The organism is Salimicrobium flavidum (assembly GCF_900156645.1).
Taxonomy (GTDB): Bacteria; Bacillota; Bacilli; order Bacillales; family Halobacillaceae; genus Salimicrobium; species Salimicrobium flavidum.
In genome coordinates, this window is record NZ_FTOC01000009.1 from 75,760 (window position 1) to 96,571 (window position 20,812).

20 protein-coding genes and 1 other annotated feature are annotated in these 20,812 nt (G+C 47.6%); of the genes, 6 read left to right on the plus strand and 14 right to left on the minus strand.

Going from position 1 to position 20,812, the window contains the following annotated elements:
- Positions 1-300 precede the first annotated feature (300 nt).
- The 4 genes from BW944_RS12060 to BW944_RS12070 form a co-directional block, all read right to left on the minus strand.
- Positions 301-1,089: an SDR family NAD(P)-dependent oxidoreductase gene (locus BW944_RS12060; RefSeq protein WP_076560020.1), complete on the minus strand. Its 789-nt coding sequence runs from the start codon at positions 1,087-1,089 to the stop codon at positions 301-303.
- 228 nt (positions 1,090-1,317) lie between these two features.
- Entirely contained in the window at positions 1,318-1,464 is a 147-nt protein-coding gene (locus tag BW944_RS15160) for a hypothetical protein (RefSeq protein WP_200806520.1), read from the minus strand.
- A 511-nt stretch (positions 1,465-1,975) separates the two neighbouring features.
- Positions 1,976-2,914 carry an ABC transporter permease gene (locus BW944_RS12065; RefSeq protein WP_076560021.1) on the minus strand — a complete coding sequence of 313 codons (939 nt, stop codon included), beginning with the start codon at positions 2,912-2,914 and terminating at the stop codon, positions 1,976-1,978.
- On the minus strand, positions 2,907-3,818 hold the full coding sequence (locus BW944_RS12070) for an ABC transporter ATP-binding protein (protein ID WP_076560022.1): 912 nt from the start codon (positions 3,816-3,818) through the stop codon (positions 2,907-2,909). Before BW944_RS12070 ends, BW944_RS12065 begins: the two co-directional genes overlap by 8 nt.
- A 130-nt stretch (positions 3,819-3,948) precedes the next feature.
- On the opposite strand from BW944_RS12070, the gene BW944_RS12075 reads away from it, so the two are divergent.
- Together BW944_RS12075 and BW944_RS12080 are read left to right on the plus strand one after the other, a co-directional pair.
- Positions 3,949-5,076 carry a conserved virulence factor C family protein gene (locus BW944_RS12075; RefSeq protein WP_076560025.1) on the plus strand — a complete coding sequence of 376 codons (1,128 nt, stop codon included), beginning with the start codon at positions 3,949-3,951 and terminating at the stop codon, positions 5,074-5,076.
- 13 nt (positions 5,077-5,089) lie between these two features.
- A complete protein-coding gene (locus BW944_RS12080) occupies positions 5,090-5,518 on the plus strand; it encodes a BrxA/BrxB family bacilliredoxin (protein WP_076560027.1) in 429 nt (142 codons plus the stop codon).
- 329 nt (positions 5,519-5,847) lie between these two features.
- On the opposite strand, the gene BW944_RS15080 is transcribed toward BW944_RS12080, so the two are convergent.
- Positions 5,848-6,018 carry a hypothetical protein gene (locus BW944_RS15080; protein ID WP_159438256.1) on the minus strand — a complete coding sequence of 57 codons (171 nt, stop codon included), beginning with the start codon at positions 6,016-6,018 and terminating at the stop codon, positions 5,848-5,850.
- Positions 6,019-6,478: 460 nt separating this feature from the next.
- A complete protein-coding gene (ileS, locus tag BW944_RS12085; protein ID WP_076560029.1) occupies positions 6,479-9,568 on the minus strand; it encodes an isoleucine--tRNA ligase in 3,090 nt (1,029 codons plus the stop codon).
- Between the two features lie 97 nt (positions 9,569-9,665).
- Positions 9,666-9,882: a binding site (T-box leader), on the minus strand.
- Between the two features lie 162 nt (positions 9,883-10,044).
- Here ileS and glsA point away from each other — a divergent pair.
- Together glsA and BW944_RS12095 are read left to right on the plus strand one after the other, a co-directional pair.
- Positions 10,045-10,992, plus strand: a complete 948-nt coding sequence (gene glsA / locus BW944_RS12090) for a glutaminase A (RefSeq protein WP_076560031.1) — start codon at positions 10,045-10,047, stop codon at positions 10,990-10,992.
- On the plus strand, positions 10,982-11,440 hold the full coding sequence (locus BW944_RS12095; RefSeq protein WP_076560034.1) for a DUF4385 domain-containing protein: 459 nt from the start codon (positions 10,982-10,984) through the stop codon (positions 11,438-11,440). Before glsA ends, BW944_RS12095 begins: the two co-directional genes overlap by 11 nt.
- A gap of 248 nt (positions 11,441-11,688) precedes the next feature.
- Here BW944_RS12095 and BW944_RS12100 read toward each other — a convergent pair whose 3' ends face one another.
- Positions 11,689-12,258, minus strand: coding sequence for a histidine phosphatase family protein (locus BW944_RS12100; protein WP_076560036.1), 570 nt, complete (start codon positions 12,256-12,258; stop codon positions 11,689-11,691).
- Complete coding sequence (locus tag BW944_RS12105) at positions 12,255-13,247, minus strand: NAD(P)/FAD-dependent oxidoreductase (RefSeq protein WP_076560038.1); 993 nt, start codon at positions 13,245-13,247, stop codon at positions 12,255-12,257. The genes BW944_RS12100 and BW944_RS12105 overlap by 4 nt, the downstream gene beginning before the upstream one ends.
- 133 nt (positions 13,248-13,380) lie before the next feature.
- Here BW944_RS12105 and BW944_RS12110 point away from each other — a divergent pair, with 133 nt between their 5' ends.
- Both BW944_RS12110 and chrA read left to right on the plus strand, forming a co-directional pair.
- Positions 13,381-13,689 (plus strand): PadR family transcriptional regulator, encoded by a 309-nt coding sequence (locus tag BW944_RS12110; protein ID WP_076560041.1) that lies wholly within the window; start codon positions 13,381-13,383, stop codon positions 13,687-13,689.
- Entirely contained in the window at positions 13,686-14,861 is a 1,176-nt protein-coding gene (gene chrA / locus BW944_RS12115; RefSeq protein ID WP_076560043.1) for a chromate efflux transporter, read from the plus strand. The genes BW944_RS12110 and chrA overlap by 4 nt, the downstream gene beginning before the upstream one ends.
- A 260-nt stretch (positions 14,862-15,121) precedes the next feature.
- On the opposite strand, the gene BW944_RS12120 is transcribed toward chrA, so the two are convergent.
- The 6 genes from BW944_RS12120 to BW944_RS12145 form a co-directional block, all read right to left on the minus strand.
- Positions 15,122-17,059 (minus strand): DUF6449 domain-containing protein, encoded by a 1,938-nt coding sequence (locus tag BW944_RS12120; protein WP_076560046.1) that lies wholly within the window; start codon positions 17,057-17,059, stop codon positions 15,122-15,124.
- Complete coding sequence (locus BW944_RS12125) at positions 17,037-17,930, minus strand: ABC transporter ATP-binding protein (RefSeq protein ID WP_076560048.1); 894 nt, start codon at positions 17,928-17,930, stop codon at positions 17,037-17,039. Before BW944_RS12125 ends, BW944_RS12120 begins: the two co-directional genes overlap by 23 nt.
- On the minus strand, positions 17,923-18,300 hold the full coding sequence (locus BW944_RS12130; protein ID WP_076560051.1) for a GntR family transcriptional regulator: 378 nt from the start codon (positions 18,298-18,300) through the stop codon (positions 17,923-17,925). Before BW944_RS12130 ends, BW944_RS12125 begins: the two co-directional genes overlap by 8 nt.
- Positions 18,301-18,477: 177 nt before the next feature.
- Positions 18,478-19,287, minus strand: a complete 810-nt coding sequence (locus BW944_RS12135; protein ID WP_076560054.1) for a YtvA family blue-light photoreceptor — start codon at positions 19,285-19,287, stop codon at positions 18,478-18,480.
- A gap of 36 nt (positions 19,288-19,323) precedes the next feature.
- Positions 19,324-19,920: a flavin reductase family protein gene (locus BW944_RS12140; protein WP_084193736.1), complete on the minus strand. Its 597-nt coding sequence runs from the start codon at positions 19,918-19,920 to the stop codon at positions 19,324-19,326.
- A 66-nt stretch (positions 19,921-19,986) separates the two neighbouring features.
- Positions 19,987-20,733, minus strand: coding sequence for an SDR family NAD(P)-dependent oxidoreductase (locus BW944_RS12145; RefSeq protein WP_076560059.1), 747 nt, complete (start codon positions 20,731-20,733; stop codon positions 19,987-19,989).
- Positions 20,734-20,812 lie beyond the last annotated feature (79 nt).

The window sequence follows — 20,812 nt, forward strand, 5'->3', positions numbered from 1 at the left end:
CCCTTTTTCACCCGTCTCTTATTTATAAGTATAGCAAAAAGAATCCCTAAATAAAGCCTATTCGAAAATATGAAGCTAATACTTATGAATTCATATACTACCTGAAATGAGCGTTGTTTCACGCTTATTTCAGTACCATTATCATCTAACGACGTCTGCCCTTCATAAATTTGCGTACCAAAGGGTAAACTAACGGTCCATATTTGAAGATTCTTTTTAATAGACGTCCCATCTGTGTCATCCTCCTTCATAATTAAATTACAGCTACGTCTATCTTTCCCTCAGAAGAGGGGAAACAAACTATCTCATCACACTTCCTCCGGATATTTTCATCGACTCTCCTACAATATTTCCGGAGGCCTCCGACAAGAGAAAAAGGATAGCGCTTGCGACTTCCGAGGAGGTGGTGATCCGGCCGGAAGGATTACCCGCTTTCGCAAGCTCCCACTGCTCTTCAAAAGTTCTTCCTTCTCTTCCGGCCTTAGCCTCAACAGCCTGGCGTCCCATCTCGGTGTCTACAAATCCCGGTGCCACAGCATTCACACGGATATTCGAACGTATCGCTTCATGGGCGAAGGACTGAGTGAACCCGGTAAGTGCGAATTTGGATGCACAGTAAGCGAGATTTCCATCCGTCCCTCTAAGTCCGGAAAGTGAAGTAACGTTGACGACCGCTCCTCTTTTCCGCTTTTTCATCTCTTCATACAAACTTTGTGTCAGGAAAGCCGTGGAAAAATAATTCACTTCCATGACTGAACGCAGTTCTTCTTCCGATATCTGATCGGCCTCCCCACTGTTAAGTATTCCGGCTGAATTGACGAGCCCGGTTACAGGAGCAAACTCCTCCACACTCTTCACGAGCTTGCGTCTATCTTTTTCATCATTGAGATCAGCGATGACAACTTGCACCTCCCCTTGCCTGCTCTGACACTCCCCCTCCACCTCTTCAAGTTTCTTCCGGTTTCTGCCTGTCAGTGTCACGAAAGCCCCACTCGATACTAACTGCAAAGCCGCTTCTCTGCCGATTCCTCTCGATGCACCGGTTACAACTATATGTTCTCTTTCAAAAGCTTTTTCCGAAAATAACAAAAAGCTCACTCCCCTCTATAATTCTTTTTCATATATCCTCTAAACCCTTTGCATAAACAAAAGATCTTATTTTCCAGTCCTTGTTTCTGATTTTGCATACAAAAAATCAGCGTCCTGAGCATATGTTGCTCTTTCACGGACGCTGATTCAGTGACATTCATTAATTAAGAGTCCTAAATAGAACTGCTTGTTTTTTCTCATAGCATTTAATACACTACTGCATCACCATTACTTACGCTTGCTTGGCTTACGGAACAATTTACCGCTCCGTGTCTGCTTCACACCCGAAGTTGGTTTTGCATTTTCTTTAGAAGCTGGAGTCTTTTTGAAATCTTCTTCAAAAAGTTCACGGGCTTTTGTGTACAGCAGTGTCATAGGGCTTCCCCCCTTATTCTATTTATTACAGGTCCCTTTCCCACCACAGACAAGAGTGGAATCGGATCGCCTGTTGCTTACCTAATATAATCCCTACACTACCCCTATGTAAAGAAAAAAATTTTATAAATTTTAAGAGATTTCTCCCCTTATTTTTCCTCAATTTAACATCCCTTGTCATAGAAGCATTTTCTTCTTGTGCGACGTAAAAATTGAACCAACATCGAATGTTTCTTTTCTCTCACCGAGCTAAAAAAAGCTGTCTTCCATTATAACCGCTATCACTTGTTGAAGACGATTGCTCTCTTCTTTGAGCACTAAAAATATAGCTCTGTTATCGGTCAATGTCGATTTTCATCTCTACGGGTAGAAGCTTGCCGCGGGCGTCTCCCTCCTCCGCTTTGAAATCAACAACCGGCTTTAACAGAGCCAAAAATATAAAAACCCGGCCGTTGTCTGAGTTGGCGGCCGGGCTCGGTATTTCAAATAGGTGATGCTTCTTCCATCTTAATCAAGCACTCGCAATATCACGTTTAGTGAATACGAGCCAGGAAGCTACCAGAAAGAGAAGGAAATAGATCGACAACATCGTAATCGAAAAAGGCATCGTCAAGCCTTCGATCAATGGCGTCCCTGTCACGAACTGATTGAGATCCGTATTAGCGAATAAAATATACTTTGCCCACGCTCTGTCAGCAAAAAAGGCTACAATGGAGTTTCCGCTCATCATGAGAAAAATAGCAGTACCTATCGCAAGTGCGCTATTTCTGAATACTGCAGAAATCATAAACGCAAATGTCACCATCATCAGCAGGTTCACCGATGAGAATCCATATTGCATCAATGAATAGGAAAGAATCGTCATTTCTTTCACTTCGCCGCCCTGAAGAAACACATGTGGTTCCGTCCACGTTCCGAGACCGAACATCAACGCCCCGAGGCCCATTGAAAGCAGAAACAGACCGACGAGCATCATCAGTGCGAATAACAATACCGTTATGAATTTAGATAAAAGAATTTTCGTTCGGGACACCGGTCTTATCAACAATAATTTGATCGATCCCCAGCGGAACTCGTTCGCTATGCTTCCCGCTGCGATGATGATCGTGAACAGACTGATGATAGAAACGAACAACCGATTCTCCTGTACGAAATTCCACCCGCTGAAGTTATCTGGAGCTATATTGTTCTGGATGCGATATTCGTTCAATCTGATCTGATCCCCCGAAAAATTCGCCGTCGCCGGCGCCTCTTCCATATTTTTTCTCATTTCTTCATTTTCCTGCTGTAATTGCTGCTTCCAGTCCCCGCCGTATTCTTCAGAAGGAGCGAAGTCTGTAGTCATAAACAATGCATACCCCGTGATCAGACAGACAAACAGCACAATCATGATCCAGGTCGACCGCTGAGCGAACAGCTTCATCCATTCGTTACGTATGAGACTACTCAATCACACCATCTCCAATCACTTTCAAAAATTGATCCTCAAGCGTTTTTCTCTGGGTATAAATGCTGTAAATATTTACATTGTTCTCCACGAGCCTCACTGTGATTTCCGGAATCCTTTCTTTCTCCAGAACCACCTGGCAACAATCATTTTTCGTCATTACGTGGTCCGTTTCTTCTTTCAGTATACGCTCCGCCACGGCCAGAGGCGTCGCTTCGATCGTCACTTCCATGTCTGCGTCCGCTATCGCATCATTCACCGATTGGATGTCGACCAGTTCTCCGTTATGGATCACACCGAACCGGTCGCACATCATTTCCATTTCGGAAAGGATGTGACTCGATACGATAACCGCTACGTTTTCCACTTTTGCCAGCCTTTGAATATAAGCTCTTATTTCTTTCATTCCGGAAGGATCCAGGCCGTTCGTCGGCTCATCGAGGATCAGCACGGAAGGACGATGCAATAAAGCCTGAGCAATCCCGAGACGTTGGCGCATCCCGAGAGAATATTTATGCACCTTATCATTGATTCTGTTCTCTAGTCCCACAAGCTTTACAACCTCTTTGATACGCTCTTCGGAGACGTCCTCCCCCATCCGGGCGAAATGGACAAGGTTTTTCCAGCCGCTCATGAACGGATACATCTCCGGATTCTCCACAATCGCACCGATCCGTTTCATAGCCTGATTCCTCTGTTTATGTACACTATGACCGGCGATGACGATATCGCCGCTGTTCATACTCATCAAACCGACCATCATACGTATCGTCGTCGTTTTTCCGGCACCGTTCGGACCGAGGAATCCGAACACCTCTCCCGGATATATTTCAAAACTCAGATCCTTGATGACGTGATGGGAGCCTATCGTTTTGTTCACCTTTTCAAGCTTCATTATACTTTCCATCCATTTCACTCCTTTCCACTCTCTGTAATACGGGCGGCAGAAAAAAATGTTTCACTTATTTTGGAAAAAACCCGAATAATAGAAGTCACCTTCAATCTTTGATAAGATACAGATAATGGAGGTGTTCTGTATGAGAATCGTATCCATCGAACCGACACCCAGTCCCAATTCGATGAAAATCAATGTAGACGAAAGCCTGCCGGCCAGCGAAACATACAATTATACAAAAGACGGGGATCCAGCCTCTTTCCCTGCGTGGACCCGGAAGCTTTTCGATATAAATGGCGTCAAAGGTATCTATCATGTGCTTGATTTCCTTGCTCTCGAACGTCACCCTAAAGTATCGTGGGAGGACATCCTCCCGGAAGTGCGGGACGTCCTCGGCTCTGATGAAACCACTCAGACCGAAGAAGTGAACCAGGAACCGGAAGAGAATTTCGGGGAAGTCCAGGTATTCATCCAGAAGTTCCGGAGTATACCGATGCAGATCAAGCTCCTCGAGGGAGAAGAAGAAACACGCATCGGTTTACCTGAGCGATTCACAAACGCTGCCATGAAAGCGTCAGAAGCCTCCGAAAACATGATTATGGAACGGAAGTGGGCGGAAGAAGCTCCGCGCTATGGTGATATAGAAGAAATCGGAGAGCAACTGAAAGAAGAAATCGCTGCGAGTTACGATGAAGAGAGGCTTCGACAGCTCGTCGACCTCGCCTTTCAGAACGAAACGGAACAGAAGGCGGAACCGGTCACACTGGAAATCCTCGATGACCCCGACTGGAAAGTCCGTTATCAGGCACTCGATCAGATGGACCCCTCCCTTGATGATTTACCTGTTCTCCACAAGGCGTTGCATGATAAAAAAGCGTCGATCAGGAGACTGGCCACCGCTTATCTCGGGATGATCGAACAAGAAGAGGTTCTCCCTTATCTTTATGAGGCGCTGAACGATAAGACGGTCACCGTGCGCCGAACCGCCGGCGACTGCATTTCTGACATCGGTTCCACAGAAGCCATGCCTCATATGATTGAATCTCTCAAAGACCCGAGCAAGATTGTCCGTTGGAGAGCTGCCATGTATCTGTACGAAATCGGTGACGAAACAGCCCTCCTCGCTCTCCGTGAAGCAAAAGACGATCCCGAATTCGAAGTCCGCCTGCAAATCCGCATGGCACTCGAGAGGATCGAAGGTGGAAAGGAAGCGGAAGGATCCGTATGGTACCAGATGACTCAAGCAACGAAAGCGAAAGATAATAATTAAGGAGGTTTTTTGAATGAACGCCTATGAAGCTTATATGAAAGAGATATCCCAACCGATGAGAGATGAACTGACAGGAGCCGGATTCACAGAACTCGTGACACCTGATGAGGTGGATGAATTCATCACTTCCGTCAAGGGTACTTCCCTCGTTGTAATCAATTCCGTATGCGGATGCGCAGCCGGTCTGGCTCGCCCCGCCGCTACCAAGTCTCTCGAACATGAGAATCGTCCGGAACATCTCATCACCGTGTTCGCCGGTCAGGACAGAGAAGCTACAGCACGCATGCGGGACTATTTGGAAGGATACGAGCCTTCTTCCCCTTCCATGGCTGTTCTTAAGGACGGCCAGGTCCTTCATTTCATTCCACGCGAGCATATCGAGGATTATGAAGTGGAAGAAATCGTCGAAAATCTTACCAACGCGTATGATCAGTACTGCTAAAAAAATTTCCTTATGTAAAGAATAGCTCTTAAAGTTTAATATAGTGTTAATCAAAAGAACCTGGGCCAAAAGCTGATTTCGCTCATAAAACCCCGAACAAAAATTGTTCGGGGTTTTATCTGTCTTCGGTTCCTTTCATTATAACGGAAGAAAAACACGTCGCTTTCCGTGGGGTACTACTTCAGCTAAGAATCGTTGCAAACACTAATAATGGCCAGGGTATTTATGTAAAGATGACAGGTAAATTCCCATATGCTACGGTCACCGGGGTGTATAGCCAATAACATACGCAAAAAAAGAGAGAGTGGGACGTCCCACCCTCTCTTTTTTTATATCCTTTCCCGATTTCTTCGCGTATCCATTATGAACGTGAATGCTCCCCCAACAAGGAATAGTATCCCCAGCAGGCTCCACTTCGGATACGTCGTCACAATCAGATACACGCCGACGATGGCCACCATGATCGCTAACACGGGATTCACATAATCTTTTTTCATCATACACGTCGCGCCCTCCATCGTTTTAAAACAACGTTAGCGTTTCTATAACACACACAGCCTACACCCAAAATGATAACAGATGAGCAGGACTCATATAAGTAATAATTGGAAATCCATCAACGAAAAAAATTGGCTCTCCCTAATCAAGTGTGTTTGACATTGAAAAAAGCAGAATCTTCCTCTAATGTTTAAAGTGACCAAACCAAAACATTGATAGATAGGAAGTTCTGCTTGTATAAACAGTTTACTACAGATATTCTGCACCTACCAACCTTCTAGGTTTTCGCCCCATGACATATGAAAATCGTTTCCTTGTAAAATCCAGTATCAAACTCCAAACAATGATTGAGAAAGTGGGAGGACTGAAGCAGAGTTTATTGATGGGTAGCCAAAGAAAAAGCGCCTGCCGATGCATAATTGCACGACAGGCGCTTTTCAACTTCACATAAGTTATTTATTTTCACTGCTGAATGCTAAGTTGAAGTCGATGACTGCTGACTTCGAATTCTTCCATGCTTTCCGTTTCATTGACCTCAAGTGCATTCACGAGTACGTTATCCCGGATGACCTGCTCATTCTCCTGGATAGCTTTCTTCACATCTTCATCCCCGGACAGCGTAATGTCCACGCGGAGGTCGATAGGAAGATCCTTCTGTTTACGTACGTCCTGAATCACTCGGATGACTTCACGGGCGAGCCCTTCCAGACGAAGCTCCTCGGTGATCGTCGTATCAAGGACCACATGGAACTCCTGGTTGGCTCCCATCGAAAGGCCGCTGTCCGCGACACGTTCCACTACAAGAAGATCCGCAGGTACTTCGATGTCCCCGTCTTCTGACGGGACGACCGCTTTTTCGTTGGCTACAATTTCCGCCGCCTGTTCATCTGTGATCGAATCCAGATATTTTTTCACCGTATTGACGTTTTTGCCAAGTTTCGGCCCGGCTTCACGGAAGTTGAGTTTCACGTCATACCGTACCAGATCATCTGAGGACTCCTTCACAACGACCTCTTTCACGTTGATTTCCTCGGCAATGATGGAACGATATTCTTTCAGCGCGGCACCGCGTTCCTGATTCACAGGAATGACCGTCAGCTCAGATAGCGGCTGCTTCGTTTTGATCGCTTCCGTGTTACGCACGCCACGTGCGAGTTCCACGACCTGCAGAACGGCATCCATATCTTTTTCGAGCTGTTCATCCACACGAGATTCTTCCCGTTCAGGGAAAGCTGCCAGGTGAACACTTTCTCCGGTCAGGTTCATGTGGATATCATCCGCAACGAACGGAGTATAAGGTGCCAACAGACGGCTCACGCCTACGAGCACTTCCCGGAGTGTGGAATAGGCGGCCTTCTTCGACTCGCTCATCCCGCTTTCCCAGAAACGGTTACGGGAACGACGGATGTACCAGTTACTAACTTCATCGATCAGCTTTTCGATCTCTTTCGCCGCTTTCGTGAAATCATAATCATCGAGAGAAGTACTCACTTTTTCCGCTACCGTATTGGCACGGGAGATGATCCAGCCGTCAAGCAGCGTTCTCTCTCCTGTATCATTCGGATCATATTCAAAGTTATCGATCCCTGCGTAAAGCGTATAGAAGCCATGCGTGTTCACAAGCGTATCGACGACCTTCGATTTCGCTTCGGAGACGACACGCTCGGAGAACCGTTTATTGTTCCAAGGCGCACTGTCCGCAAGAAGAGCCCAGCGGAAGGCGTCCGCTCCGAATTTATTGACGAGGTCCATCGGGTGCAGGGCGTTTCCTTTACTCTTGGACATTTTTCTTCCGTGTTCATCGAGGATGTGTCCGGTCGACAGCACACGCTTATATGGTGCTTTTCCTGTAAACATCGTAGAAACGGCCATCAGGCTGTAGAACCATCCCCTTGTCTGGTCCACCCCTTCACAGATGACGTCTGCAGGGAATTGTTTATCGAACATTTCTTTATTTTCAAAAGGATAGTGATACTGGGAAAACGGCATGGACCCACTATCGAACCATACGTCGATCACTTCAGGCACACGGTCCATCGTTCCGCCGCACTCCTCACAGGAGAGCTGGACACGGTCCACGTAAGGCTTATGCAACTCGACGTCGTCAAGGTCGCCTTTCGCTTTTTCCAACAGCTCCCCTTTACTCTCCGGAGCATGCTGGTGGCCGCAGTCATTACAGATCCAGACGTTCAGCGGCGTACCCCAGAAACGGTTACGGCCGATGTTCCAGTCCACCATATTTTCAAGGAAATTACCGAAACGACCATCTTTGATATGGTCCGGGTGCCATTCCACCTGCTGATTGTTTTCGATGAATTTATCCTTCATTTCCGTCGTCTTGATGAACCAGCTCTCGATCGCATAATAAAGAAGTGGGGTGTCACAGCGCCAGCAGTGAGGATAGCTGTGCTCGTACTTCTCTTTATGGAAAAGAAGTCCCTCATCAGACAGATACTTCACGATATCAACGTCACAGTCTTTGACGAAACGTCCTTCAAACGGAGGAATATCCGACGTATAGCGCCCCGCTTCATCGACGACGTTGAAAAAGGACAGGTTGTTCTCGAGAACGAGATTGTAGTCATCTTCCCCGTAGGCAGGGGCGATGTGGACGACACCTGTACCACTTTCGGCATTGACGAAATCGGCAGAAACGACCGTATGGCCGCGTTCCGGCTTCACGAATGGAAGTGGTGCTGTGTAATCCATACCTACGAACTCGCTTCCTTTATGTTCAGAAATCGTTTCGTATTCTTCGCCCATCACCGTATCGGCAAGATCGCGGGCTACGATGAACACTTCCCCGTTCTGTTTCGCCCTGATGTAATCAAGTTCCGGGTGAACAGCAAGCGCCACGTTCGCAGGCAGCGTCCACGGCGTCGTCGTCCATCCGAGGAAGTATTCGTTCTCTTCCCCGTTCACTTTGAACTTCGCTGTGGCGGAGAGATCTTTGATATCCTCGTACCCTTGAGCGACTTCATGCGAGCTTAACGTCGTCTGACAGCTCGGGCAGTAAGGAGTGACGCGGTGACCCTTGGATAAAAGTCCGCGTTTATGCAGATCGGAGAGGATATACCATTCACTTTCGATATAATTATCTTCGAGAGTCACATAAGGGTTGTCCATATCCAACCAGTAGCCGATCGCTTCCGTGAATTCCCGCCACTGCTTTTCATACTCGAATACACTCTTTTTGCACTGTTCGATGAATTTCTCCACGCCATACTTCTCGATTTCCTGTTTCCCGGAAATACCGAGCTGTTTCTCGACTTCAATCTCAACCGGAAGGCCATGTGTATCCCAGCCGCCTTTACGGAGGACCTGATAGCCGTTCATCGTTTTGTAACGGCCGACGAAGTCCTTGATGACGCGTCCGAGCACGTGCCCTGCGTGCGGCAGCCCATTAGCTGTAGGAGGCCCTTCATAGAAGACGAACGTTTCGTTCCCTTCCCTCTCTTCCATCGAACGGTTGAACACATTCTGTTCCTGCCAATATTCTTTGACACGGTTCTCGCGTTCGACAGCCACTTCTTTCGTATCGACTTTACGCATTTCTACCTCACCTCATGTACATGAATTTTTTTGCAGATCGCTGCTGGCTAATGTTTCAAAGCAGCCTTTCCTACATATAAAAAACCGCCCCTTTATAAAAAGGGACGGAGTCGTTTCCGCGGTACCACCCAAATTCCGCACGGATGCGGCACTTTGATCTACGTGAGTAACGGCCACGGCACCGACGACGTCTACTGATTTCAACGACGCTTCTCAAAGGATGATCTTCCCCTCTTCTCCATCTGTCGCCTCGCAGCTGCCGGCGACTCTCTGAAAATGGTCAAAGAGCGTACTCTTCCTATCACAGAATTTACGTATATTCTATACCTTTTCATACTAACACGAAATTCAGGCCTGCACACAATATTTTTCACTATTTTCTCAAAGATTCCATCTTCCCGCAGCTTGAACTTCCATCAATCAGGGTACATTTCCATTAATGAACCCACTCAGAAACCGAAGAGGAGAATCTATATATGAAACAATTATCCAATGAATTGCTCGAAGAACTGATCGAGGATAGCCTCCCCTATGCTTCTGAAGGGGCTGTCAGACCTGTCATCCCCTTTTACGATGAAACGAAGAAAGACATTCTGGGAATTACAGTCTGGACCGGGGACGCTTCCTACCACGCCGGGAATACCGATATGTACGTTCCGATGCAGAGCACTGCCAAAATCGTCACACTGATGCTCGCCCTCAGTGATTTCGGTAAAGACCGGGTATTCGAAATGGTCGGCATGGAACCGATGGGAGACTTCTTCAATTCCATCAGTCAGTTGGAGCAGAATCATACTGATAAACCCTTCAACCCTATGGTCAATGCCGGCGCCATCGCCACCTCCGCTCTCGTTAAAGGAGGGAATGTCGAGGAACGCTTCGACAGGTACATGCAGTTCCTCAGAAACATCACCGGAAATCCTCATTTAGAAATGAATGAAGACGTATATAAAGCAGAAAAATCGAACGGTGCCCGCAACCGTTCTCTCGCTTATTTTCTTCAGAGTACCGGAGCTATGATCATGGATCCTGAGGAGGCACTCGATTTCTATTTCCGTACCAATGCCGTCATGATGTGTACCGAAGATTTTGCCCGGGTCGGATATTTTCTTGCCAATGGAGGGCGGGAACCGGAGACGAACAAGCGACTCATCCCACCTGAACACCTGAGAACCGTCAAATCGATCATGCTCACCTCTGGGATGTACAATTCCTCCGGACAGTTTGCCGTCGAAGTGGGCTTTCCTCTCAAAAGCGGTGTATCCGGAACAATGATCGGCGCCGTCCCTGGACGGATGGGGATAGGGATTGTCGGACCGGCGATCGACGCAAAAGGGAACAGCACTGCGGGCGGGGCGCTGATCAAATCACTCTCTCAGGAACTAGGTCTGAATATGTTCGGAGTCGATGATGATGAGCTTTGATTACGATCAGGATTTCGATCACATCGATTTTCGTAAAAACCCGGAGAAGTATCAGGTAGGACGCGGAGAACAGGGAGTGCTTCTCGTCGAACCCTACAAAAGCGAAATTCTGCCCCACTGGCGTTTCAAGACGCCGGATATCGCCGAAGAATCTTCGGAGGCCATCTACAACCTCTACCTGGAATACAAAAAGAACAAAGGTTTCGTCGGCATGGATATGGCCCGAAAATTTCTCCAGATGGGCTATACGAGATCCAGACGTTATGCCAACTACAAAGGAGGAAAGAAATACGACAAAGAAGGCGAGATCAACGAGCGGGAAATCGACGAAGAAAAAGCGGAAGCGGCACGTATTTTCGAGGAAAAATGGATAAAAGTCCGGGAAGATGAAACGTACCTTGCGATGAAGAAAGAACACCGTAATAAATACGAGTCTGGAAAAACATAGACTTCTGCGAGAACAGCACGTGCTGAAGATCTCCATGAGCGAGCGATTTTCTCGATACGCGCCGCTTGAGGACGTTGCCCGCGGAAACAGTATGTTGTTCTTTTTTTATCTTTTTAGGCCCAGCATACAAAACAAAAACCGGACGATGGTGTCCGGTTTTTGTTTTGTTCTATTTCGTTTTATCCCAAGCTCATTGAGGTGCAGGATTCGCTTTTCGGCTCATCCTCTGTTCTTCACAGGATATAAGATCAGGACAAATGCGTGACCTGATTGTAATCATGTACTTTCCAGTACCCTTCCATATATTCGATATTATTCAGGCACCCGTTCAGCAGTTTGAAGCGATCGGCACCTATTTCCCCACCGGAGATCTCGGTCAAAATCGCATTGATGACAGCACCATGAGCCACAAGAAGCACCCGTCGATTCGTGTGCTCTTTGGCGATACGTCCGATCCCTTCCATCACCCTTTCGACAAAATCCTCTTTCGTTTCCTGACCCGGGTACTGTTTGTCGGGGTAGAGAGCCAGCCTTTCCTCTTCGGTCATGCCTTCCCCTTCTCCGAAATGGCGTTCTTTGAATTCATCCATCAGTACAAGGGAGATGTCGTGACTTTGGCCGATGATTTCAGCCGTATGTTTTGCCCGCTGGAGCGGACTCGCTACAATCGTATCCCACGAATCCTCACGCAGGAAATCCCTGCATAGCTCTGCCTGCTCCCTGCCTGTATCATTCAACGGGATATCCGTCCCCCCTTGAAGTTTTCCCTGCCTATTCCACATCGTTTCTCCGTGACGCACAAGACAAATAGAAGTCATTGGTGATCTCCTCCCCCGGGCTTTTCGTGCTTATAAACGACCGTACTGTAAATTTGAGGGGGAGCTTTCGGAACGAGGAGCTGTTTCACGCTATTCACAGCTGTCATCGCTTCAGACATCCCGGAAGCAAGCAGCATCGCTTTGCCTGGATAATAAGCGGAATCTCCGCAGGCGAATACACGGTCCATGCTGGTTCTCATTTCCGTGTCAACGGTGACTCGACCCTTTTCGACCTCCAGTCCCCAATCTTTGTATACGCTTTTCCCGATATTCACTCCTTCATAGACGAGCAGGTGATCGACCTCTATACTGCTTCCATCAGAAAGATGCAGGTGGGAAAGCGCCCCTGCTTCCCCTTCAAGATCGACGATATCGGTATGGCGGAGTACGTGGACGGATGACGCCGCCAGCTGCTCTTCATCATGTTCATACACTGCCCGGAATGTCTCATCCCGGTTGATCAGATACACTTCTGCAGCCCCCGTATTTTCAAGTGTCAGTGCCCAGTCGATACCTATCCGGAAATTGGAATAGACAGCCACCCGCTTATTCTTGAAATGACTGCGGTTTTCAAGCGTGTAGTGGATAGAAAATGGTTCGAATTCCTTTCTCTTTTCAAGTGGAAGCGGCACCATATCATACGCGCCCAGACCTGAAGCGAGAATGACCGTAGACGTTTGGTAATCACCCTTATCTGTCATTACTGTCACCCCGTCTTCCGTTTCCTCGATACCTGTCACGACCACTCCGGTTTCGATTTCCGGCGACAGCAATTCCGTCTGTTTTTGTGTTTCATAAACGAAATCCTCTCCCGTTATCCCAACGAACCCCGGTACATCATACAGCTCTTTCTCCGGGTAAAAGACTTTCGCTTTCCCTCCGGTCTCTTCCTGATACTCCAACACAAGTGTATCCAAATTTCTCATACGACTGTAGTAAGCGGCATATAGACCGCTCGTACCTCCGCCGATCACGATTACATCTCTCATTCCAGAACGCCTCCGATACTAATTGATAACTATTTTCAATTCTAAACAAAATCTTACCTTTTTACAATATTGACAAAAGGGGATTGATATCGTATGTTGATATCGGAAATTGATAACGGAAGAGGTGATAAGAATGCTTCGGGATTTTTTTCTCGGAACAATCAAGATCCATATCTTACATCATGCGAAAGAAGAACCGATTTACGGAGCATTTATGATGGAGGAACTGGAATCTCATGGCTACACCGTAAGCCCGGGGACCCTCTACCCTACATTGAATGCTCTCCATGAAGAAGGACTGCTCGAGAAGTACGAACAGACGGTCCAGGGGAAAGTGAGAAAGTACTATACAATCACCGAAAAGGGTGCTGAAGTATTGGAAGAAGGAAAGCGCCAAATTATTGAATTGGCGAATGAAGTACTGGAGGAGGGGGATTCATGAAGGAAAAAAAAGGTTCACTCTTAGAAATTCTGAAAGCATCGACAAAACTTGGGCTCACATCTTTTGGAGGTCCGGTCGCTCACCTTGCATATTTCAAAGATGAATATATCGACCGGAGAAAATGGCTGGACGAAAAGACATATGCCGATATCATCGCCCTGTGTCAGTTCCTTCCGGGTCCTGCATCGAGTCAGGTAGGCATTTCCATCGGGATGCTACGAGGTGGATTGCTCGGAGGTATCATCAGCTGGCTCGGGTTCACGTTGCCATCTGTCCTCGTGCTTATCCTGTTCGCCCTTCTCTATCAAAGTTTCGATCTGGCAGACGCCCCGTTCATTTTCAGCTTGAAAGTCGTAGCTGCCGCTGTCGTCCTGCACGCTCTCATCGGTCTCGGCAAAAAGCTGACCCCGGACCGGGAAAGGATTACACTCGCTATGATTGCCGCTTTCATCATGCTGTTATTTCCATCCGCCTGGATGCAATTAGCGGTGATCGGCGCCGCGGGGATCGGAGGGAAATTCCTGTTTGAAAAAATAGCTAATACAGACGCTGAGCCATTTCCGATTACATTTTCCAAAAAGGCGGGCGCGGTCTCCCTCGCTATTCTCGGCAGTCTTCTCGTGGTTCTGCCGATTCTCGCGCGTCAGACCGACCATATCCTTATGCAGATTTTTGATACGTTTTTCCGGGTAGGCTCCCTCGTTTTCGGAGGAGGCCACGTCGTTCTTCCAATGCTTGAGCGGGAAGTCGTCCCTTCCGGGTGGCTGAACGCCGATCAATTTCTCGCAGGGTATGGGATGGCCCAGGCAGTCCCGGGACCACTTTTCACATTTTCGAGTTATCTCGGAACGATGATCGAAGGATTGAGCGGAGCGCTTGTCGCTACTATCGCCATATTCCTCCCGTCCTTCCTGTTTCTGGTCGCCGCTCTCCCTTTTCTCAGTGAACTGAGAAGCCGTCCCGGGTTCCAGGGCGTACTTATGGGTGTGAACGCCAGTGTGGTCGGTATCCTGCTTGCCGCTTTCTATGATCCTGTCATTACAAGCGCAATTACGTCGAACGCCGCTTTCGGCCTTGCCGCGATACTATTCGCTCTGTTGCATTTCTTCAAAGTACCGGCCTGGGCTGTAGTTCTTATCGGTGTGGCCACAGGATCCTTCCTGTTCGCCTGAAACCCCCGTTCTCTACTAAACATTAGTCTCTTTTAAAGTCTATTGTTGATGATAGGAGCGGAAGGTGGAGACGTCAGTGGGATTAGCATGAATGGAAATTCACCCGAATCGACCAGAGGGAGGTTCGGGAAGTTTCCGTCATGCCCGCGGCAAGCTTCCATCCGGAGAGACGAATATCAACAACAAAAACTGACAGAGCCATAAATTAAGCCCCCGGAACAGGACTGTATGTCGTTCCGGGGACTTTTTTTCAAATTTCATTATTCACGGAGCCCGTACACGTCCACGGGCGTATTCATAGGAGAGTTGTAATAGACACCTACCATTTTCCTGGCCGGCCCATCCTGAATCGACGAAGTAAGAATCTCCCTGATCCGTTCGGTGTCCGTCACAGTTTCCGTGTTCTCCCCTTCTCCGACCGATTGCCGAAATTGTTCATAGTAATCACCAGCAGGAACATCACTGAATGTCACTACTTTCAATTCTTTCACATTTTCGGCCTTCAAAAATACCTGCTCATAAATTCCTTCTTCTTTCATCCAGGCGATTGTATTCTCATCATTTACAGTTACCTTCACCTGGCTCACTTCTCCACTCATTCCCTGACCTTGCACATGAAGAAAAACATCGGTCCCGAACACATGCGGGGCGGTCATTTCCCTATAGGTCCGAGAATATATATCTTCCTGCATCCGTTCATAGAAGGCTGCGATGGATCCACGGTCGGAAATTTCGTAAGAAGCTCCCTGACCTCCGTTCATCTCCACACTCACGACCTCTTCCTGGGGGAGATGAAAGATCGGTGAATTCATTTCTTTGTATTCTCTTGATTCATATACCTGCTTCAGGTAATTTTCCCGATTGAACCCGGCTGGAAGCACGTAAGACCTCGCCACCTTCTCTCCGTCCTGCAGTTCGTATTCGAAAAACAGGGAGCGTCCTTCTTCATCTCCGGAAGCCTCTTCGATCAGATGTTCATGAACGTTCATCACTCGCAGAATATTTTCGGTTTGCGTCATATTCTCTGCACCAGTCGCCGAATTATTCCCCCAGTAGTTGTGGTCGCCCATATAGACACTTTCCACTTCTTCAAAGGCAGGGACACGTTCTTCATACCCTGTAGGGTCCAACTGTACGACAAATATCACTATAGCGCTGATTGCAGCGAAAATTACATAATTCCTCAGAGCGCGCATGGAGAAAATACGCCACGTTTTCTCAAGGAGCATCTGTGTGACAAGAAAACCGAACAACGAACCGATGATATAACCAAACAAAAGCCAGTTCCACGAACTCCATACACCGCTTGCGAAGTAGATGCCTCCCACCATCATGAAACAGAAAATGATCAGATACTGGAAAAACGGCGCCGCTTTCGGGAAAGATACAGCCTGACCGGCCATCTCAAGTGGGCGATACTTGTATAACATATAAGCGATACCGAAAAAGATCAGCGCTGCCAGTACATAAAAGAATAAAACGATTTTTTTCGTCTCCCCCAGCTGATCGGAAAACAGCTGAATGACGGGGGAGTAACGATCACTGAAAGTACTCGTATAGTACCCCGGTGTAAACCCGTCAAAATAAAAGACGAGATTGGAGGTGACAAGCGTCACCAATGCTTGCGGAAGCACGAGAAGAATGAAAGCCACTATGCCCTGAAGCAGCGACATCCCCGTAAGCATCCCGACGAATACGGCAACGGAAAAGATGAGCACAGCAATGATCGTCGTAATCCCGATCCACTCCCCTATATCTCCCCATCCGTACAAGACTTCCATATCACCAGTGACAAGCAAAAATCCGAGAAGAGTCCCTGTCAGTAGAAGCGGCAATAAAATCAGTACGGTTCCCGTGCCGATATGAAGCAGAAAAAGCTGCAACCGTTTCAAGGGAAGACTATGCAGAAAATCACTGTACCCTTTATTCTGAAGATAGCGAAACAGAAAGATCCCCATCAACAGAGGAACTATCAGCGTAAAGAAGTACTGAATCCCGAATTCATAACCAAGCAAAGGGTTTTCCGGGGACGGGCCTCCTCCATAAAAACCGGCGTCGTTGACCTGTTCCCATCGACGACGGAGAATCTGGAAAGGGAAGATGAAAAAAAGGGCGATGAAGTACATAATGCTGATCCATCCGGCCTGACGAAGTATCTGTTTGAGTATTTCCGGTTTATATAATGTCATCCTTGGCATAGCCGACCCTCCTCATCTCATAAATGAATATCTCTTCCAATGTCAGTGACAACTGATCGAACACGACCGGATGCGCTGCCTGCACGTGCGAGGTTATTTCATCTTTCTCTCCGCGAACGATATAAATGAATACGCTGCCCCTCTTTTCGCGGTGCACGACATCAAGCGGTGACATATCCGGCTCCTTCCCTTTTCGGAAAGCTGCCTGCACCTTATGGAATTCCCCTTTCAAATCATCGATATCCCGCTCAAGCAGTATCGTTCCATTGTGTAAAATGCCTATGTAGTCACATATATCCTCCACCTCTTTCAGGTTATGGGATGATATGATGACCGTCATGGAACGCTCCGCTACGTCTTCTAAGATCATCGACTTGATCGTTTTCCGGACGACGGCATCCAGCCCGTCGAACGGTTCATCCAGAATCATCACTTCAGGTTTAGCGGACAACGCGAGCCAAAAAGCGACCTGACGCTTCATCCCTTTTGAGAATTTGTTTATCTTTTTGTTTTCATCAAGTCCGAGCGACTGTTTCATGCCTGCATAACGCTCCTCATCCCAGGAAGGGTACGTCTCTCTATAGAAGCGCGCCATCTGTTTCGGAGTATACTGGGAGAAAAAGTACAGGTCGTCCTGCAGGAAAATCATTGTTTCCTTCAGACGATTGTTCTCGAAAATGTCCTCCCCGTCAATCTTCATCTCTCCGCTATTCGTACGCAGTATCCCCGCCATCATACGGAGCAATGTCGTTTTACCGGCTCCGTTCGATCCGAGCAGACCGTATATCGACCCATTCCTCACGGATAAACTTACGTCTCGGATCACAGTTTCCGACTGGAATGTTTTCATTGCGTTCCTGACTTCAATCATCGTCCATCCCTCCATTCGCATCACGGATGATTTCTTCGAGTTCTTCCCTCGTCATCCCCAAATAAAAAGCTTCTCTCAGCAGAGGAAACATTCTTTTTTTCATTTCTTCGATTTTGGCAGTGTTGCTTTGTTCTTCTCTCTGCTGAACAAAACTTCCCCGCCCTTTCACCGAATAAATATAGCCCTCGGCTTCTAGTTCACGGTAGGCTTTCTGGATTGTATTCGGATTCACTGTAAGTTGACCGGCCAAATCACGAACGGACGGAAGTTTTTCATCCACTTCCATCACCCCTTCGATGATCAGGCGTTTGAATTGATACACGAGCTGTTCATAAATAGGTTCGCCGCTTCTCATATCCAATTCGAACATAATTACCCACCACCATTCCCGAACTGTATTAACTGTATTATTTATCATAATACAGTTTTCCTTAAACTGCAAGTTGGGCGTCCACGGGTCCCTCAGGTTCTTCAGCTCTGGAGAACGATGAATGCAGCGAAACGAAAGCCAGTGTCCCGACAAAAAAACAAAAAAAACAGCCGGGCTTTAGGCCTGGCTGTCCTGTTCGATCATCTGAAGCGCCTGCTTCACGGACACACAGCTTCTCAATGAAAGTTCACTGAAGTTCGCATAAGGAGTGCTGCCGATGGCGAACTTAGGGGTGACTCCACTTAAAACCAATGTCGTCCCCATCAAATCGAGCAGCTGATTCAACTGATAGATGCCTATATGTATTTGCTCGTTGAATACCTCCACACCGGATAGGTCCAGGATCAAGTAGTCTTCCTTCTCTTCCTGCACATGAAAACTGACCGCATCCAGCATCTGTTGAAGACGTTCATCATCGACATTCCCGACCAGCGGCAATATGGAAACGCCGTCTTTCACGGGCACAATCGGTGTGGACAACCGCTTCACTTCAGAAGAATAATGACCGACGAGTCGCTCCGCTTCTTTTCGTTTGGTCACATCCTGCTGCACCCCTACGAAAAAGTCCTGATCCAGCTTATCTATAAAAACCGTATAGATCTGAAGTTCGTTCCAGAACTCCGACCCGTCTTTGCGATAATTGCAGAGCTCCACTTTCACTGTTTCCTTCGTCTTCATGGCCTCGCGGATCTTTTCCAAATCCTCCTCCTCCGTATTCGGCCCTTGAAGAAAGCGGCAGTTGCGACCGAGCACCTCCTCTGATTCATATCCCGTCAATTCCTCAAACCCTTTATTCACATAAATAAGTGGTGTGTCCTCCTGCTGCGGATCTGCTATGACTACACCTGCCCCTACCCTGTCCACGGCAGCGCGAATGAAATCGTTCTGCTGCAGTACCGCAAGTTCATCCAGTGAATGATACTCCATCCTTCTTCCCCCTCCGGTGATTTCCTTTTCTTTATTTTATTCTGTGAGCCTGTCGTTTGGCAATGAGAAAAAATCCCGCACAAAGGTATAATCGCCTGCCATACGACCAATCACCTGCAGTTTATGAGGGTCGACTTTATCTTTTTCCATATAGACATCATCACGCAAATGGTATCCGACGACTTCCCCGAGGATCAGATTCGACGTCCCTATTTCCACAACGTCGGTGAGCCTGCATTCGAAACTCACCGGGGAAGCCATTACGCGTGGCGGGCGTACATATACACTTTCCGCTTCCGTCACCCCGGCTACTTCGAACTCATCCTCTTCCCTATCGTAATACTTACTCGTTTCATGCATAGCGTTCGCCAATGATTCCGAAACGATATTGATCGTAAACTCCTCCGACTCCTTGATATTGAAAGCCGTATCCTTTTCACGTTCTACCTCACCCACGGATATGGCCAGGGTGAGGGGATTCATCGAAGCCACTGTGAAAAAGCTGAAAGGGGCCAGATTCTTCCTCCCTTCTCCGTCGATAGTAGCCACCCATGCGATAGGTCTAGGTACTATGGCGCCTTTGACCAGTTTTCCCATATCATGATCGTTGAACTCACTCTTATGTAAAAGCAAAAAGCCACCTCCACTCTTTTTTCCAAGCATACACGATTATCGTTCATCTTTCTATGACACGGGTGCTTACCGGAAAGAAGCATAGCCGTCATCAGCCATGACCACACTGCCATTCACGGCTTTTGCATCAGGGGAAGTGAGCATATAGGCGACCCCTGCGACTTCTTCCGGCTGCAGTAACTCCCCGCGAATGTGTTTACGTTTCATGGACTCAAGCGCCCCCATATCCTTATATCCCTGAATGATCGGGGTGTCCACTCCGCCGGGAGCGATTCCGACGACCCTGATACCATATTCACCAAGTTCCAGAGCGGCCGTCTGCGTCATCATACGAACCGCCCCTTTCGATGCCTGATAAGCGAAAGTCCCCCTGCTCGCCATGTACCCAAAAACAGAAGCCGTGTTGATGATCACGCCCTCCACTTTCAGCTCCACCATTTTTTTAGAAGCTGCAAAAATTCCATAGGACACCCCGTGTTGATTCACTTCTATCGTTTTGTGGTACATATCGAGGTCCGGCTCTAAAATAGAACCCACATCACCGATTCCGGCGTTATTGAACATGACGTCGATCGTTCCATACACTTCGACCGTTTTATCCACGAGATGCTGCACCTGTTCATAAGAGGATACGTCTGTCTTCACAAAAATGACTTCTCCGCGTTTTTCCTTCAACTCTTGTTCCACTTCTTTCCCCCGGGTCTCGTCCACATCGGCTAAAACGACTCGAAACCCTCCTTCCGTAAATTTATCAGCTGTCGCTTTTCCGATCCCGCTCCCCGCGCCCGTTATAACTGCCACTTTTTTACTCATGTAATACCTCCATATTATGAATGATTATTCAGTCATTTAATTATATCAAAAACGTTGCCGATTTTCCCGAGTTTCCGGA

Bases quoted from the DNA above. Each gene is read 5' to 3' on its own strand.
- BW944_RS15160 (WP_200806520.1), bottom strand. From the start codon at position 1,464: ATGACACTGCTGTACACAAAAGCCCGTGAACTTTTTGAAGAAGATTTC.
- BW944_RS12070 (WP_076560022.1), bottom strand. From the start codon at position 3,818: ATGGAAAGTATAATGAAGCTTGAAAAGGTGAACAAAACGATAGGCTCC.
- BW944_RS12075 (WP_076560025.1), top strand. From the start codon at position 3,949: ATGAGAATCGTATCCATCGAACCGACACCCAGTCCCAATTCGATGAAA.
- BW944_RS12080 (WP_076560027.1), top strand. From the start codon at position 5,090: ATGAACGCCTATGAAGCTTATATGAAAGAGATATCCCAACCGATGAGA.
- BW944_RS15080 (WP_159438256.1), bottom strand. From the start codon at position 6,018: ATGATGAAAAAAGATTATGTGAATCCCGTGTTAGCGATCATGGTGGCC.
- ileS (WP_076560029.1), bottom strand. From the start codon at position 9,568: ATGCGTAAAGTCGATACGAAAGAAGTGGCTGTCGAACGCGAGAACCGT.
- glsA (WP_076560031.1), top strand. From the start codon at position 10,045: ATGAAACAATTATCCAATGAATTGCTCGAAGAACTGATCGAGGATAGC.
- BW944_RS12095 (WP_076560034.1), top strand. From the start codon at position 10,982: ATGAGCTTTGATTACGATCAGGATTTCGATCACATCGATTTTCGTAAA.
- BW944_RS12100 (WP_076560036.1), bottom strand. From the start codon at position 12,258: ATGACTTCTATTTGTCTTGTGCGTCACGGAGAAACGATGTGGAATAGG.
- BW944_RS12105 (WP_076560038.1), bottom strand. From the start codon at position 13,247: ATGAGAGATGTAATCGTGATCGGCGGAGGTACGAGCGGTCTATATGCC.
- BW944_RS12110 (WP_076560041.1), top strand. From the start codon at position 13,381: ATGCTTCGGGATTTTTTTCTCGGAACAATCAAGATCCATATCTTACAT.
- chrA (WP_076560043.1), top strand. From the start codon at position 13,686: ATGAAGGAAAAAAAAGGTTCACTCTTAGAAATTCTGAAAGCATCGACA.
- BW944_RS12120 (WP_076560046.1), bottom strand. From the start codon at position 17,059: ATGCCAAGGATGACATTATATAAACCGGAAATACTCAAACAGATACTT.
- BW944_RS12125 (WP_076560048.1), bottom strand. From the start codon at position 17,930: ATGATTGAAGTCAGGAACGCAATGAAAACATTCCAGTCGGAAACTGTG.
- BW944_RS12130 (WP_076560051.1), bottom strand. From the start codon at position 18,300: ATGTTCGAATTGGATATGAGAAGCGGCGAACCTATTTATGAACAGCTC.
- BW944_RS12135 (WP_076560054.1), bottom strand. From the start codon at position 19,287: ATGGAGTATCATTCACTGGATGAACTTGCGGTACTGCAGCAGAACGAT.
- BW944_RS12145 (WP_076560059.1), bottom strand. From the start codon at position 20,733: ATGAGTAAAAAAGTGGCAGTTATAACGGGCGCGGGGAGCGGGATCGGA.